11 protein-coding genes and 2 pseudogenes are annotated in these 16,978 nt (G+C 44.3%); 7 read left to right on the top strand and 6 right to left on the bottom strand.

The genetic code is table 11. The features are described 5' to 3' along the window. The first annotated feature begins 274 nt into the window (after positions 1-274). On the top strand, positions 275-904 hold the full coding sequence (locus tag V6N89_RS21485) for an OmpA family protein (protein WP_338519533.1): 630 nt from the start codon (positions 275-277) through the stop codon (positions 902-904). Between the two features lie 38 nt (positions 905-942). On the opposite strand, the gene V6N89_RS21480 is transcribed toward V6N89_RS21485, so the two are convergent. The 4 genes from V6N89_RS21480 to V6N89_RS21465 form a co-directional block, all read right to left on the bottom strand. Then, positions 943-1,407: a nuclear transport factor 2 family protein gene (locus tag V6N89_RS21480; RefSeq protein ID WP_338519531.1), complete on the bottom strand. Its 465-nt coding sequence runs from the start codon at positions 1,405-1,407 to the stop codon at positions 943-945. 220 nt (positions 1,408-1,627) lie between these two features. Then, positions 1,628-2,626 (bottom strand): LacI family DNA-binding transcriptional regulator, encoded by a 999-nt coding sequence (locus tag V6N89_RS21475; RefSeq protein WP_338519529.1) that lies wholly within the window; start codon positions 2,624-2,626, stop codon positions 1,628-1,630. A 43-nt stretch (positions 2,627-2,669) separates the two neighbouring features. Further along, positions 2,670-4,229 carry an MFS transporter gene (locus V6N89_RS21470; protein ID WP_338519528.1) on the bottom strand — a complete coding sequence of 520 codons (1,560 nt, stop codon included), beginning with the start codon at positions 4,227-4,229 and terminating at the stop codon, positions 2,670-2,672. Between the two features lie 25 nt (positions 4,230-4,254). Continuing rightward, positions 4,255-5,592: a GH1 family beta-glucosidase gene (locus V6N89_RS21465; RefSeq protein WP_338519526.1), complete on the bottom strand. Its 1,338-nt coding sequence runs from the start codon at positions 5,590-5,592 to the stop codon at positions 4,255-4,257. A 497-nt stretch (positions 5,593-6,089) separates the two neighbouring features. Between V6N89_RS21465 and V6N89_RS21460 the strand changes: the two are divergent. The 6 genes and pseudogenes from V6N89_RS21460 (at position 6,090) to V6N89_RS21435 (ending at position 14,686) form a co-directional block, all read left to right on the top strand. Further along, positions 6,090-9,009, top strand: a pseudogene (locus V6N89_RS21460) (TonB-dependent receptor). Between the two features lie 111 nt (positions 9,010-9,120). After that, positions 9,121-10,704: a tryptophan halogenase family protein gene (locus tag V6N89_RS21455; RefSeq protein ID WP_338519524.1), complete on the top strand. Its 1,584-nt coding sequence runs from the start codon at positions 9,121-9,123 to the stop codon at positions 10,702-10,704. Then, a pseudogene (locus V6N89_RS21450) lies at positions 10,682-12,191 on the top strand (tryptophan halogenase family protein). Before V6N89_RS21455 ends, V6N89_RS21450 begins: the two are co-directional and overlap by 23 nt. Before the next feature lie 166 nt (positions 12,192-12,357). Beyond that, positions 12,358-12,771: a phosphate ABC transporter substrate-binding protein gene (locus tag V6N89_RS21445; protein ID WP_338519522.1), complete on the top strand. Its 414-nt coding sequence runs from the start codon at positions 12,358-12,360 to the stop codon at positions 12,769-12,771. A 10-nt stretch (positions 12,772-12,781) separates the two neighbouring features. After that, positions 12,782-13,960: a topoisomerase IV gene (locus V6N89_RS21440; protein WP_338519521.1), complete on the top strand. Its 1,179-nt coding sequence runs from the start codon at positions 12,782-12,784 to the stop codon at positions 13,958-13,960. 399 nt (positions 13,961-14,359) lie between these two features. Continuing rightward, positions 14,360-14,686 carry a peptide chain release factor family protein gene (locus V6N89_RS21435; protein ID WP_338519520.1) on the top strand — a complete coding sequence of 109 codons (327 nt, stop codon included), beginning with the start codon at positions 14,360-14,362 and terminating at the stop codon, positions 14,684-14,686. A 108-nt stretch (positions 14,687-14,794) separates the two neighbouring features. Here V6N89_RS21435 and V6N89_RS21430 read toward each other — a convergent pair whose 3' ends face one another. Then, a complete protein-coding gene (locus V6N89_RS21430; protein WP_338519518.1) occupies positions 14,795-16,075 on the bottom strand; it encodes a tyrosine-type recombinase/integrase in 1,281 nt (426 codons plus the stop codon). Between the two features lie 213 nt (positions 16,076-16,288). Then, complete coding sequence (locus V6N89_RS21425; RefSeq protein WP_338519516.1) at positions 16,289-16,954, bottom strand: amino acid adenylation; 666 nt, start codon at positions 16,952-16,954, stop codon at positions 16,289-16,291. Between the last annotated feature and the right edge of the window lie 24 nt (positions 16,955-16,978).

Genomic DNA, 16,978 nt, shown 5'->3' with positions numbered 1-16,978 from the left:
GGCATGGATACAGTGAGCTTATGTTCCTTTAGCGTTATTGCATGAAATACGCTACTTAACAGTACGCGAAATCGTAAAACTGCTATTGAAGCAATAGCATGGAATACATATTGCAGCGTCTTGCAAATAAGTAGTTATCTTGTGCGTGTTGTAACGCGAATTAATCAGACCGTTATGGGTCTATAGATACAACCATTTTGAATTGGCGTATGGAAACTGAGTCAACTTTTCGCTTCCGGCGCATTTTTCTCGCAAGACGAGATAAGAGGATGTTATGAAAAAAACACTAGCTATAGGTTTAATTGCTGCTTCACTTAGTGTCGCAGGATGTGCAAACGACCCTAATAATACGCAAAAAGGCGCAGCAATTGGTGCTGTGGTTGGAGCGTTGTTAGGCAAGGCAACAGGCGATAATGACAAAAGTCGCTATGCATGGGGTGCGGCAGTAGGCGCAATTGCTGGTGGTGCTATTGGTAGTTACATGGATAAACAGGAAGAAGCCCTGCGTAATGAACTTTCAGATACGGGAGTTCAGGTTGTGCGCGAAGGCGACAATTTACGCCTTATCATGCCGGGTGATATTACTTTTGCCACTGACAGTTCAAGTATTAGCCCCAACTTCAACCCCGTGCTTCAAGATGTGGCCAAGGTTGTAAATAATTACGAAAAGACGGTGCTTATGATTAAAGGGCACACAGATGACACTGGCGCTGAACAGTACAACCAAGCGCTGTCTGAGCGACGCGCTGGCGCGGTTAAGAACTTACTTATAAATTACTCAGTCAATCCGACCCGTATTACCACGGTTGGGATGGGAGAGTACGCGCCAAAAGTGCCGAATAGCAGTGCGGCGAATCGGTCTATGAATCGCCGTGTGGAAATGGAAATTCAGCCTTTAACTTAACAAATAGTTTTTAAAAGCCATGCTTGCGTGGCTTTTATTTACTTAGCATTTATCAATTCTGCAACGCTGCTTGCCAGGGCATTGGGTATAGGAATGGTCAAGTGGTATTGACTTACTTTCCATTCGCCGTTTTGCTTAACTAACACGCCTGTACCGCGAGTTTCTCCTAGCTTTTTGTTATCGAGCAACTCGTCAAACCACGCCACATCGCGGTTCTTTGAAAAATAGATATGCCTATCTCGCGGATGATATGTCCATCCTGTGCCCTTATCAAAGTGGGGTTTGGCGTACGCTTTGAATTCATCTATCGCCCACACTTCTGTGGCGTCTGTGCCAATGAATACGGCATCTTCACTGTATAAATTGAAATAGCCATCGTAATTAGCATTGGCTGCCATTTTATGTAACTGATTTAATACCTGCTCGACTTCCTCAGAATTTTTGTCAGCATAAGCAAGCGCAGATGTGAAAAGACATAGAAGCGCAAATGTTACTCTTAGCATAACGGCCCTTATCCTTGTTTAAAGTAAAATATAGTGAACAGATTAATGTCTATACAGGCTCAATCTGTACAGCGTGATAAGTTAGACTTGAACAGTAAGCCATTAAAATGTAGGCAAATCAATGTTTCACATGAAACACTAAACGGCGCACGCCAGGGCATAAAGGCTATGGTTCTTTACGCACACATTGGCTTTATCTGCGGTGTTGGAAACAGCGTATTTAATCGTGTTTGATTGTCGACTCTCTCACCACTAAAGTCGGTTCAAACAGACGGTTTACGTTATGCTTTTGTCCGTAAACTTTGTTGAGAATATATTTAGCAGAGGTTTCTGCCATGTCAGCAACCGGGTTGCTTACCGTAGTCAGGCGAGGAAAAACGTGATGGGCAAAGACTACGTCGTCAAAACCAACGATAGATAAATCATGTGGCAGACTCATGCCAAGATCACGAGCACAGCTTATTGCGCCTGATGCCATCCAATCATTGGCACACACTAACGCAGAAAAAGGCATGTCACGAGCAAGTAATTCTAGAAGTCCGACTTTGCCCCCTTCTTCTTGATAATCGCCGTTATAAATTAGTTGTGAATTTACGGCTATACCTGCTTCATTTAATGCTCGCTTATGGCCCTCAAGTCGCGCCATTGCGTCAGCTTTATCTGTAGGTCCAGAAATATAAGCGATATGTTTGTGGCCAAGTTCCAGTAAATGGCGGGTGGCTAAATAGCCGCCTTTTTCGTTGTTTAGGACGGTGCATGCGTCCTCTATACCTTCTACTTGTCTGTTTACTAGAGCGATTGGAAGCTTGTTGTTATTAAGCTCAAGGAGGTATTCATCAGACAGGGCTTCAGCATGCATTATGAGCGCATCACAATTTCTGCTAATAAGAAACTCGACGGCGTCTTTTTCGGTAGCCAGACAGTTTTTACCGACCGTAATAATAACGTGTTTATCAGCGCCTCTAAAAGTAGACTCCACAGCTTGCATTAAGTCTCCAAAAAACGGTGCATTAAGCTCAGGAACCAATACACCTATGCTGTCAGTTCTGCTGTTAGCTAAAGAGCGTGCTACCGAGTTTGGGCGATAGTTGAGTTCTTTTACTGCCTTTTCTACCTTTTCCTTTAACGCTTGGTTGACCGAAGACTTACCATTAAGTACGCGGGACACTGTAGATAAAGATACCCCTGCTCGTTCTGCAACTTCATAAATGGTAGCCACGCCAATTCAACCTCATTCTTATAAGACAATGTTTCTAGTTGCATTATGCCGCCATTGACGGCTCTTCGCTACGTCGAGCACGCAATGCAAGCGTAACTTCTTGTTGTTTTTTGTCGTTAAGGGGATAAAAGCAAATTAGTAATGCGCCAACAAAGCCAAATATAGCGGGGATCCAGCTCATCAATGACTTCATTCCAGGTAAGCTTTGCTCAATGGTAGTTGGGTCCAGCCCACTGTAACCATAGCTTCCCAGTACTAACAGCACTAAAGCGCCAGCAAAGCCTCCTCCTGTCTTTTGTACAAAAGAACCTGCTGAGTAGACAAGACCTGTAGCACGACGACCTGTTTTAAATTCGCTGTAATCGGCAGCATCGCCCAGCATAGAGAAAAACAAAGTGGGTAAAATTGCAGCAAAAAATTCAGCCATACAGCCCAACGTGAAAATACCTACTGTGCTTCCCATAGGGACAAAGTAAATGCCACAGGTCAATATACTGCTTGCCAATAATGCTATGATAAACAGCCGTTTTCTTCCGAAAAACGATGCGAGCACAGGGGTTGCTAGCGCGCCGAAAATAGAAACCACAAGTAAGCCAACAAAGAAGTATCCGGTTAGTAATTCGCTTCCCATGTAGTATTTAAAGTAATAGGCAATTACCCCGTATTTAATGCCGTTAAACATCATAGTGAGAAAACCCATGCCCAGTAGAATAAGCCAAGGTTTGTTTGACAACAGATCAATAATGTCTTGCTGAGTGCGACTTCTGCCTTCTGACGGGCCATTTATTAGCTTTTTCACTGCGATCGTGCTTAGCACCATTATCAGAACAAAAATAGCGAACGAAAAAAGATTTCTTAAATAAAAGAATGCGACTATTGCACCCAGTGGGACAAGGATAAGCGGCAGCTGTTTCGACAAGTCTTTTAGTTCAGTGAAAAGCGACGTCGTATTATCATTTTGTTGACTATTGTGCTGCATTGTTACGCGTTCTTTCGTGGTGAATACAGTGGTAGTCATCAACACAACTAACAGCACTGCAAACAGCCACATCGTGTATTGATAGCCTTGAGCACTGTCTCCGTTACCAAAATACTCGACGAGCATAGGTAGATACCCCATTACCAAGAGTCCACCTAAAAAAGCACCTGCGAAACGAAAACCCGACAAACTTGTGCGCTGTTTATCGTCACTGGTCATGACACCCATAAGTGCCGAGTAGGGTACATTGTTTACGGTATAGGCCAGTGTAAGGCCGATATAGGTTAAATAAGCATACACAAGTTTGCCAGTGTAGGAGAGATCGGGTGTGGTAAAACACAGCACCATAAAGAGCCCTAAAAATGGAGTTGAGCCCAATATCCAAGGCCTAAACTTCCCCATTTTGGTGTGTGTTCTATCGGCAATCATACCCATGATAATGTCGGTGACACCGTCTGAGAGACGTACCACAAGAAACAGCATAGCGGCGGCAGCGGCTGAAATACCAAAAGTATCGGTATAGAAAACCGCTAGGTAAGCTAACGCGCCACGCCACACTAAATTAGCGGCTGCGTCGCCAGCACCATAACCCAGCTTTTCTTTCAGAGTCAGTTTGTGTTCCATCCGTATCATCTCCACTGACACTGTTTTAGTTTCGACTGTTTATAAGCGCTTTATAGGCCAGTGCACTGTGTTTCAACGTACGCTTTTGTGTTTCAAAGTCCACGTGCACCAAACCAAAACGCTTTTCATAGCCTTCAGCCCACTCAAAGTTATCTAAAAGGCTCCATGCAAAGTAACCACTTACTTCAACGCCGTTTTTAACGGCTTCATGCACAACGTTAAGATGACTATTGTAGTACGCTATCCTATCGTAATCTTTTACTTCACCTTGCGCTAATTCATCTTTCATCGCTGCACCATTTTCGGTAATGAAAATGGGAGGGAGCGAATATCTATTGTTTAAAGACATCAGCAATTCATACAGTGCCTTTGGGTAGATTTCCCAGCCAATATCTGTTGTTGGGCCTCGATGAGAGTGTTCAAAAAATAGGGCGTCACGCTCTCGTGGTGCTGAATAATGTAGCCGAGTGTAAAAGTTAATGCCTAAAAAATCTAACGGCTGGCATATGGTCTCCATATCACCGTCTTCAACTGGAGGCCTGTCTTCTTTAGGCAGCGCATTGATAACATCAGGATAAGCGCCTTCCATTACAGGTTGCATGTACCACTGATTAATATACTCGTCTGCACGCGATGTAGCAGCTAAGTCAGCGTCAGAATTTGAGTTTGGATAGCAGGGCGTAAAATTAAGTACGATGCCCGCTTCACTGTTTGGAACATTTTTTCGCAGAACACGCATGCCGAGTCCATGAGCAAGCAGAATATGATGCGCTGCTGTGCGGCCATTGGCACGCCCTACTCTACCCGGTGCGTGAACACCAATTTCATAACCCAAATATGCACTGCAAAATGGTTCATTGAACGTCGCGTAAGAAAAAACACGTTCGCCTAACGCTCGAGTAATTTTATCAACGTAGTTTTCAAAGGCGTAAGCGGTTTGACGGTAAAGCCACCCTCCCTTTTCTTCTAAATGTTGAGGTAAGTCCCAGTGGTACAGCGTCACAAAGGGCTTGATCCCCTTTTCGTTGAGAGCATCAATAAGCGTAGAGTAAAACTGAACTCCTTTTGTATTAAGCTCGCCGTCTTCATTGATAACGCGAGGCCATGAAATAGAAAAACGATAAGCGTCTACCCCTAGGTCTTCCAATATCGCTAAGTCTTCTTGCCATCTATTTATATGATCACAAGCTACAGCTCCATTCGTGTGGTCTGCAATGGCATTGGGTTGTTCACAAAATTTATCCCAAATGCATTCAAGGCGGTTATCGATATCGCCCTCAATTTGAAAACTCGAAGTCGCTGATCCAAACACAAAAGCTCGGCTTAAAAGTGGGCTGTCTGTGGGAAGCGTAATGCTGTTCATTAATTAAAACCCTAGTTTGTTCTGTTAGGTTAAGTGCCAATGAGGGTGAACTGCTTCTCGTTGGCGACGTGTCGAATTTATAGCACAAGATTGTTTCAATGAGAAAGCGCTTTCTCATAATTATTTAATGTTTTTGTTAATTTAGTGTTCTCGCTGTCTTTGATTTCATGTCTATGGTGTAATATCTTTTTGGGTTTAATTTGTTGTTTTTATTATTTTTATAGGTTTTGGTTGATTTGCGGTAAGTATATTGCTGTGAAATAAATGTAAAAAATGTGTTGATCTGCTTTAGATGTTGGATTAACTTTGAGAAAGCGCTTTCTTTGGTTGGGCTTCGTTGTATCTCTTTGAGAAAGCCCTTTCTCAAGCGCTAGGGACCAGCAATATACAAAAGCACACTAAAAGAGAGATTGACTGTGAAACGAATAACACCGCATAAAACCAAAGTCGCAGCTAGTCTGTCCCTCATACTTGGGACTGGCTTGGCTGCACCGATTATGGCGCAAGAAACCACTGACGATATGGAAGTCATCCAAGTATCGGGAATACGAGGTAGTGTTCAAGAGTCGATGGGTATCAAACGAGATTCTGCAGGGGTCGTAGACGCAATTTCAGCAGAAGATATTGGTAAATTCCCTGATACAAACTTGGCGGAATCACTACAGCGCATCACTGGTATTTCAATTAGTCGTAACAATGGTGAAGGTAGCCAGGTGACGGCACGTGGTTTTGGCCCTGACTTCAACATGGTAACACTAAATGGTCGAACGATGCCGGGTTCTGCGTTGCCTGGTGGCGGTGGTACACCCAACTCTCGTGCATTCGAATTTTCTGATTTAGCATCGGAAAGTATCCGCGCAGTAGAAGTCTATAAGACCGAGTAGAGCTAGTATTGCCACTGGTGGTATTGGTGCGAGTATTAACATTAAGACAGCACGTCCCTTCAGCGCAGCCGATTCTGGTTTAACCGCAAGCGTAGGTGCAAAAGCCCTGCACGATACTACTGTTCGTGTTGGTGATGACGTCACTCCCGAAGTATCTGGCTTTATTAATTATCTTAATGATGACCGCACGTTCGGGGTAACCTTTACGGGTTCATTCCAACAGCGTGATAGTGCTGCACAAGGTGCATTTGTAAACCAATGGCGCGTTAACGAGTTTGATGGCACAGTGCCTCAGTCTCCGGACCCGTCTAACCCAGCCAGTGGCGACCCCGTCGTACTGAATAACGCGCCTGCCTTAGGTCAGCTTTTTGCCATACCTTCTGATTTGCGTTACTACATGGCAGACAGAGAGCGTGAAAGAACAAATGCACAGCTTACTTTCCAATATGCGCTTTCTGATAAAGCAACAGCAACGTTGGATTACACGTACTCTAAGCAAGCGCTGTATGAAGCACGCGCTGAGCAGTCTATTTGGATGGACGATCGTTATTTTACTGAGCTAACGTTTGATGACGAAATGGTGAAAACGCCAGTCATGATTACGCAAGAGCGACGTGATCTTCTTCCTCGTGACCTTGGTTTAGCACTTCAAGAGCTCAATCAAGTTAACGAAAACAAATCAATCGGCTTAAACATCGAATACTTTGTCAATGATGACCTAACGCTTGTTTTTGACTTACACAACTCTTCTGCGGAAGGTCGCCCTGACGCGCCTTATGGTACCTGGACTAATCTTGGCTTAGGTGCAAACGTGGTACGCGGTCAAGGCGTTGACTTTACAGGCGAGTTCCCTGTTATGTTCGTTGATTTTGATGACCAAGCGCGCGACAACTTGAACGGCAATGGTGTGCTTGATCAAGATGACGTGGGCACGTCAATCCTAGATATGAACTTCTCATCACAAGATACTGAAATAACGCAAGCGCGTTTAGACGGTAGCTACACCATGGACACGGGTACTATTAACTTTGGTATTGAATCGCGTTCAATGGAAAGTACCTCATTGCAATCGCTTACGCGTCACACGATGGGTAACTGGGGTATTGAAAACCCAGGCGAATTGCCAGCAGGCTCGCTGACACCGCTTGATTTGGCAAGTGAATTCAGCGATTTCGATACACAAGGTATGTTTTCACAAGGCTTTACGGGTAGCGTAGCGCAAATTGGTGCTTTTGCCGCACAAGAGTATGGCTTTGATTTCTTGGCAAACAACCCGTTTGCGACAAACCGTACCATTGAAGAAGATATTACGGCGGTATACTTTGAGTTTGACCTTTCTGGTGAGCTCAATGGTATGGAGTACAACCTACTAACAGGTGTTCGCTACGAAAATACTGATGTGACCTCAATTGCAAATATCAGTTTACCTAGTGGCATTGCTTGGGAAGGAAACAACGACTTTAACGTGCGTTTTGGCAGCGATATGGAAGATGTGGCCGTTGATGCAAGTTACGATCATATACTTCCTGCTCTTGATTTTGATATTGAAGTAGTTGAAAACGTCATTGCGCGTTTCTCTTACAGCAAAACCATTGCGAGACCGACCTATAACAACTTAAGTGCAGCAGCGTCGGTATCACCGCAAAGTGGCCCAACGATATTGAGCGACAATATTACCGCGACGGCGAGTTCTGGTAACCCTGCTCTTATCCCTCTAGAGTCAGACAACCTTGATTTGTCGATTGAATATTACTTCGACGAAACCAGCTATGTGTCTGTCGGTTTCTACGATAAGCGAGTGAAAAACTTCATCGGTAATGAGCAGGTGGAAGAGAGCGTGTTCGGTTTGCGCGATGTTACTGCTGGTCCACGCGCACAACAGGCTCGTGCTGAGCTTGAAGCACGAGGTATTCCGGTAAACGACACGTCGCTGTTTAACATGGTCGCGGCAATCGAAAATGGTATTGACTATAACTCGCTAACCGACGAGCAATTCGAGCAGCAATTCGACGTGCTTCCAAATGGGGACGATCCGCTTATCACGTTTATTAACTCGAAGCCTGTTAATAATAAAGCCGCCAACATTTATGGTTTTGAATTTGCGGCGCAACACTTCTTTGGCGACAGCGGGTTTGGTGTACTTACCAACTACACCACAGTAAACGGTGACATTGGCTTTGATAATGACGCTAATCCATCGATTACTCAGTTCGCTTTAGTTGGTTTGAGTGATACGGCAAACGTGGTCCTAATGTACGAAAAAGACGCCTTACAAGCGCGTGTGGCTTACAACTGGCGTGACCAATTCTTAGATACCACGTCGCAGTACATCAATGAACCTGGTTACACCGAGTCGTATTCGCAAATTGACTTTAGTGTGTCTTACGATGTTACCGAAGACTTAACGGTATCTTTTGAAGGTATTAACGTTACGGACGAGAACATTCGACGACATGGCAGAACAAGTGCAATGCTATGGCGACTTGACGAATTAGGTGCGCGATACGCCCTTGGTGTTCGCTATAAGTTTTAATACGTAGGGTGCGTTTCTCGCTGACATGTATTAGGTTGCGTGTCAGCGAGCCTTTTTACCGCACACAAAATTTGATAGTGTATTTTGAGTCAATGTTAAAAGCGCGTAGTTATGACACAAAGCAATGATACGGGGCGTATTCAACGTATCGTAATTGTCGGTGGCGGTACCGCGGGGTGGCTTGCTGCTGGAATGCTTGCCTCTAAACTGCCTTCTAGCTCTAAGGTATCGCTGATTGAGTCTCCCAATGTGTCCACAATTGGTGTGGGGGAAGGTTCATGGCCGTCATTACGCGATACACTTATCGATATAGGCATTGACGAAAAGGCCTTTATCACCACATGTCATGCTTCTTATAAACAAGGTTCATCTTTCGTAAATTGGCGAAAGCCATCTACTGATGAGCATATTTACTATCACCCTTTTACCGTTCCTACTGCATACAACGAGCTGAATATACATGCGTGCTGGCAAACATTGGCTAAGAATGATGCGTATCAGGATGCGTTTTCTTTACAGGCTGCCATGTGCAAAGCGGGCAAAGCGCCTAAACAGGAAAACACCCCAGATTACGCTCACGTGCTTAACTATGGTTATCATTTTGATGCCACGGCGCTCGCTAATTTGCTCAAACAGCACTGCATTGAAAAACGAAACGTTAGCTACGTGCAAGCGCACATCGGACAAGTCAAAAACGACGATGACGGCTTTATTAGTGCACTTGTTACCGATAAAGGCGAGGAAATAGCGGGTGACTTATTTATCGACTGTTCAGGTCAGCAAGGTATTTTAATTGGAAAGCACTTCAATGTGCCTTGGATTAGCGTAGAGAACACGTTAATAAATAACCGCGCTGTTGCCATACAAGTGCCCTATAGCGACAGTGATAACGCCATTGCTAGTACGACGGTTGCCACAGCACAATCAACAGGTTGGACATGGGACATCGGGCTTCAACATCGTCGTGGTGTGGGCCTTGTCTATGCCGATGGCATGATAAGCGAAGCTCAGGCAACAGACACCTTACTTGCACACGTAAGCAAACGCTATGACGCGGATAAGACCGCGTGTAAGGTAAAAGATCTGCGTTTTTCCCCCGGCTACCGCGAACAATTTTGGGTAAAAAACTGCCTGAGTTTGGGCATGTCATCAGGGTTTGTTGAGCCGCTGGAGGCATCTGCGATTGCTATGGTAGAGCTGGGACTGCGTATGCTTTGCGAGGCATTCCCACATAACCATCAACACATGTCGACCTTATCAAACAGATACAACGCGCGTTTTACCTACCGCTGGCAACGCGTGATTGACTTCTTGAAGCTACACTATGTATTAAGCGACCGAGAAGAGCCTTATTGGTTGGCTCAGCGCGACCCCGAGACCATACCCGATTCACTGGCTGAATTACTTGATATTTGGCGCTACCAAAGCCCTTCTCGACTTGATTTTATCGAGAACGAAGAGATTTTCCCGTCGGCAAGCTATCAGTATGTGCTTTATGGGATGGGTTATGAAACGGCAATGCCCGCAACCAGGTTAACGCACGACAGTGTGGTTAAAGCGAAAGACATAAGAAATAAAATGCAGCAAATGCAGCAGGCATACTTAAACGGCCTGCCCTCAAATAGAGCGTTGCTCGCGCAGATATCAGCTCACTTTAATAAGGACGACAGCTATGCCGCCATTGGATTCAGATAATACCGCAAATGCTCAAAAACGCGTCAAGCAGGTGGTAATTGCGGGCGGCGGTACGGCGGGGTGGATGGCAGCAACAGCGCTCTCGCGGCTGCTAGGAAAGTCTTTATCTATCACGTTAGTTGAGTCTAAAGACATTGGCATAGTTGGGGTTGGTGAAGCTACCATACCGCCAATTCGCACCTTTCATAAATTACTTGGCATCGACGAGAAAGCATTTATGCGCGCCACGCAGGCTACTTTTAAACTGGGTATTGAGTTTCAAAATTGGCGCGAAAAATCTCACAGTTACATTCACTCATTTGGGATAACCGGTAGAGAGTGCTGGGCAGGTGAGTTTCACCATTTTTGGTTAAGAGCTAAAGCGTGCGGATTTGCTGAAGAATTTGGCGACTACTGCCCTGAATTGGTGGCAGCCAAGCAAGGTAAGTTCGCTACATCTGATGCTATGCCACTTAATTTCGCTTATCACTTCGACGCCGTGGCCTATGGCCGTTTTTTGAAAAGCTTGTCTTTAGAGGCTGGCGCGCGTCATGTTGTAGGTGACATTGATCAAGTCGGGCAATGCCCCGCAATAAGCAATATAACCTCGCTTTCACTGACAGATGGTAGGGTAATTGACGGTGATTTGTTTATCGACTGTACGGGCTTTAAAGGACTGTTGATTGAGCAGACGCTGCACACTGGCTATGACGATTGGCGTCACTATCTTCACTGCGACCGTGCGGTGGCTATGCAAACAACGCTAACCGATGCGCCACTACCCTACACAAAAAGCGTGGCACATGACGCTGGTTGGCGCTGGCAAATCCCGTTACAAGAGCGTATGGGGAATGGATTGGTTTACTGCAGTCGCTTTATGAGCGATGAAAAGGCGATTGAAACCCTTAAGTCGCAGGTTACAGGCGACCCCATCAATGAACCTAGGGTGATTCAATTTACGCCAGGAAAAAGACGTAAAGGCTGGAATAAAAACTGTATTGCCCTTGGGCTTTCAAGTGGCTTTATTGAGCCGCTTGAGTCAACAAGCATTCACCTTATCATGACGGGATTGGTTAGGTTGATGCGACTGTTCCCGTTTGATGGCGTAACTGACAGTGCCATTGATGAGTATAACGCTAAGTTCACCAGTGAAATGGATGCCATATTAGATTTTATTGTGATGCATTATAAAGTCACTAACCGTCACGACTCGCCGTTTTGGCAGCAATGTCAGCGCATGGACATTCCTGATTCTCTGCAACACAAGCTGCGCTTATTTGAGCAAACCTAGCCGTGTATTCCTCGACGATGGAGATATATTCCGCGTTGACTCTTGGACTCAGGTATTGATGGGACAAGGCATGCTTCCCGAGCAATACCATAGAGTAGCTGATGAAATGAGCGAAGAATCGTTACGGCAATTTATGGCAGGTTTACAGCAGCAAGTGACGCAACATGTGTCTGCTTTACCTTCGCATAAGCAGTTTCTCGCGCATTATTTGGGGTAACTAGCCAAAATATTGCTTTTATGAGGAGAAACTCAAAAAAATCATCGCTGTTTCTGGACGAAACACGAAACAGCGACAACACTCAAAGGGTTAGACAAGGATCGTAGTATCGTGCTGTGACACGAGCAGAATAAGGATGACATAAAACCTTTTAGAGAGAATAAACATGCCAAAGAGAGCACTCAGTTCTTTTTTTCTCACGTCAGCCCTATGCGCTGTTGCGGTTGCTGACGTTGCCGTTATTGTACACCCAGCTAACACTTCAGCCTTTGACCAAAGTGCTATTGAGCGACTGTTTCTCGGCAAAAACAGTCAGTTTCCAGATGGTAGTGAAGCGATAACATTAAATATTAATTCAGGCACTGCGGTAGATGACTTCAATAGCGCAGTCTTAGGCAGAAGTACCGCACAAGTCAAAAGTTATTGGTCGAAGCAAATTTTCACTGGAAAAGGCTCTCCACCAAAAGAGGTTGGCAGTGAAGCGAGTGTGCTCGACTTGGTTGCTAATAATAAAAATGCCATTGGCTATGTCGACGCGGCTAACGTTACTAGTGATGTCAAAGTCGTTCTAACAAAGTAGGAGTAATACTGTGAAATCAAATTCTTTGAACTTGGCAGTGTTACTAACTGCTTCCTTAGCGTCAGCATCAGCCACTGCGGTTGATAACGTCAGAATAAATGGTTTTGGTAACGTGGTGATGGGCGTGACATCGTCTGACGATACGTTTTTAGGCTATGATGATGATCCTGATTTTAAAAACGAAAGCTTGTTTGCCCTTCAGGTATCCTCGGATATTTCAGATAAGCTTTCAGCAACCGCGCAGGTATTAGGACGCGGTAGAGATGACTACGATGTCGAATTTGAATGGGCATATCTTAGCTATCGTATTACCCCTTCGTTAACCCTGGTTGCGGGGCGTTCACGTCTTCCTTTGTTTACCTATTCTTCGTCGCTTGATGTGGGGTATACCTATCACTGGATCACGGCGCCAGGTGTGGTTTACAACGTGCCGTTTAATAACCTTGATGGGGTGAAGCTTTCCAAAACAGGCTACACCGGAGGTTGGGACTATATGTTTGATGTTGCCTTTGGCCAATTTAAAGGCACAACGTTAGGCGCTGATAACGTAGGCGACAATACAGTATTGGTGTCAGCACAAATCAGCAACGAGACGCTTACCCTACGCAGTGTTTTTGGACGCACGACTAACACTATCGATTTGACAAAGTCAGGCGATGCAACCGCGCAAGCTCTGGGGAATGGATTTGATAGTATTGAGGCCGCAGGCTTTGCCGATTTAGCCGACTCGCTTCGCATTGAAGAAGACACAGGTGAGTTTATTGGCTTTAGCGCTATGTACGACAGCTTTGATTATTTTATTGGTGCTGAATACACCGAAGTAGCAGTAGACAATACGTTTGCCAATGACGATGAGGCATACTACGTTACCGTTGGTGCGCGCTTTGGCAAATGGACGCCCGCGCTCACTTATGAACACTTTGAGTCTTCAGGTGAAGTGAAATACGCCGATAGTATCGCAAGCATTGCATCATCGGGGTTGCCAGCAGATATTGCTGGAGCATTAACGGCACTGGCTATCGGTAGTCAACAGTCTCAGTTATCTGAGTACTCTGTTGTCACGGCGTCATTGCGCTATGACATTACTGCAGGTATGGCAATCAAAGCCGATGTCTCAAGACGCTCTGATGATATTAATAGCAGTTTAGATGCAACACTGGCCAGAGTGGCGGTTAACTTCGTTTTTTAGAAAAGTTAAGGCTCCGCTTTAGGCAAGCGGAGCCTTGGTGTGCTATTCAATATTCTGGATCTAGCAGAGGATTGGTACCAAAAGATCTAAATTTTGTAACAAGTTAGCTATTTTTATTTTGGGAGAAGTCACCACTTTAGTCACCATATCGCCACTGATGCCAACCTGTTCCCCACATTTGTTCGATATCTACTTTAGCCCAATATGCATGTAATGTCACCTTAAACTAGGGGTAATTAATGCAGAATCGAAAGTGACCTGTTTCTAGTATTTAGTATCAAAACACAACCAAATTGCATCGCTGAGAAAAGCTGATAGGGTTTTCTTTTAATTATCGTAACAGTAAGTATTGTGACTAATTTCAAATCTCAGGAGTGCAGCGCATGTGCTAATCCCAGTGTGACGGTTAGCACGGAGATCGTATCTGTTGACCCGGTCACCAAAGCAATTAAGAAAGCGTATCTTTTCCGTTGTAAATCTCATATCAATGCTGGTGTTGAGGATATGTTGTTACTTCGTGAGATGAAAAATGTTCCTATCGACGCTAACGATATCGAATTTACTATCGTCGAATCAGAGAAAACAAAGAACCTAGGTGTGCATGTCGGTGTTCAGGTGAAGCATATTCCAAGTGGTATCACAGTAGAGTGTACCTATAATGCCTCTCAGCATCAGAATAAACGAGGAGCAATAGAACTGTTGAAAAGAGAACTGAGTAAACGTTAATAGCGTGGAAGTGTTTCTTCAAATCAGACATGTAGAGTATTGCTGTTATTCGTTATTGCCGTCTACATATCCAATTTGTTTGAGCGTAAGCTCTTGTTGGTAACCGGATCAAGCCGATTTTAGTTCACTGTTGAGTTTACATTGCTCCTCTGTATATTGTGAAAGGTTTGTAAGTGGATAAATCAACTCTGCCATTTGTGAGTAGACGGCGGCTCTTTGGTTTTTTCTAATGGACTTATCATAGATTCGTTTTTTACCACGCTTTTTATGGTTTAAACATCGGTCGGTTACATCACTATCAGCACCAAGATCGTTTGCATGCGATGTGAACGTTCGTCTCAAATCATGGATCCAGAAGTGTTTCACGCCAGCAGCACCCATTGGGTTTTCAAAACTAACAGACCGGGTCTTATGCTTCCTGAAGAATTTTTTCAGCATATTGTTCAATGTACTTTCGCTTAGATGTCCAGATTTTGAGCCTTTTACTGAAGGAAACAAGAATGGAGAGTTCTGTGACATTGCCTTTAGTGCGTTCAATAGTGGCATTATGGTATCTGGAATTACGATTATGAGTTCTTCACGTCCTCTCTTAGTTGGTCTTAGGGTTAGCTCTTGTCTAGTAACATCGAAATCACTCCACTTGGCTTTTAATAACTCGCTTTTTCTGCAACCGAACATGAGGTATAGAGCGATGGCAATTTGATTTCTTAAAGGGGCTTGTTCTGGGAATTGTTGGAAAATGTTGAATACCTTCTCGATTTCCGATTCAGACAACACCACGTCTCTTAGCTCTCCATCATTTGCAGCATGCAGATGGGGTTTAAGGTGAGCTGATACATTTTCAATAACTAGTTTATGTGTACTTGCATAGTTGAAAAGTGTTCTAAAAAAATACATAGCACGCAACGCAATAGATTTTCTGTCGGCATCAACCATTGATTTCAGCACACTCTCCAAATCATTACGGGTGATTTCAGTCAAAAGCTTGTTTCCCAATAATGGTTGTATTTCGCGAGCATAAATCTCTTGCTCCTTGATGTACCTGCCACTTTGACTGTCTAAATAGCAACTAACTAGCTCATCCAATGTGTTAACCAAAGCATGTTGCTGCTCAAATGGATTTAACCCCAAGTCGAAGGCTCTCTGATACTTGGTTGCAAGCTCAATTGCATCCACATAGTCTAGAAAATAGACGTTGTTAGAAGCATAGTTCCCTATCTTCTTTTCGATACGCTTGTTCTTGAATTGGCGTCGCAAAAACCACGATGCGATGCCTTTGTCTTTGACTAGCAGGTAAAGATTTTGGCTGACGTAATATCTGCCTCTTTTACCCTTTTCCACTAATTTTGTGACTTGCTTTTCAGTGTATGTTTTCGGTCGTTTAGTCATTTGAATTGCCCTCTGTTTTGACTTCGTTAAATATCAAAACACGGGTTCTTCAATTCTCCAATTAGCTGCAATAAATACTTTCCAAAAATTTTTCACGATTATTAGAGGCAATAAATAATCCGCCTCACAACTGGAGGTTAAGGACTGTTGGTATTAGGACTGATAAATAATTTATGAGCAGAAGCAAAGCCCAAACATCATAAAAAGCGAAAGTCACTTAGGTCTGAAATCGTTAAGACGGATGATGTTTCCCGTGGAGAAAGTGGTATCTTGCCTGTCGTCGGTAGTTATGTTGGTGCAGTAATCCAATAGTCGCTCTATGGGAATAAACTTCTCTTTGCGTTTCTTGATACGCTTACGCTGCGTGTTGAGGTGAATTGCAAGATCTAATGTGAGTTCGTTAGTGAGCGAAAGAAGCCCTCGTTCACGCAGTGTTTCGGTAACCCACAGCCCCGCGTCGGTGATATGCCCGTTAATACTAAGGTCAGTGTTTTTCACCCACGTGATATCGAAGTTGACGTTTGATAACTTGCTTAGCAACATTGCAATGTCAGAGCTTGGTAGCAATTGATAGTAATTCAATGTCTCAGCTAAGACCGACTGCCATTCCATTTGCAATGTGTCCGTCAATTCTGAAAGTGACAGTTTCCGCATAACAGGCAGAAAAAGGGTAAATCGACTGTTTGCTTCACAGACAACAATGGTTTTTTCTAACGACTGATAACGGTTGTCAATTATATGCACCTGCCAACACAATTGGTTGGCATCAGAAACCAAGGCATTCACTCCAGCTTGTCTATTGACCTCCGAGGGCAATCTCGGCAGGTCAGCGCCCAACCATTTGTTGAGCGCATTGCTAGCACTAAATAATAAGTCCATAGAATGGCGTAATTTGATTGAATG

The sequence above is a fragment of the Alteromonas gracilis genome (genome assembly GCF_036870955.2).
In the GTDB taxonomy this organism is placed as follows: Bacteria; Pseudomonadota; Gammaproteobacteria; order Enterobacterales; family Alteromonadaceae; genus Alteromonas; species Alteromonas gracilis_A.
The sequence above is the reverse complement of the archived record's forward strand: the minus strand, read 5'-3'. Positions and strand labels throughout refer to the sequence as shown.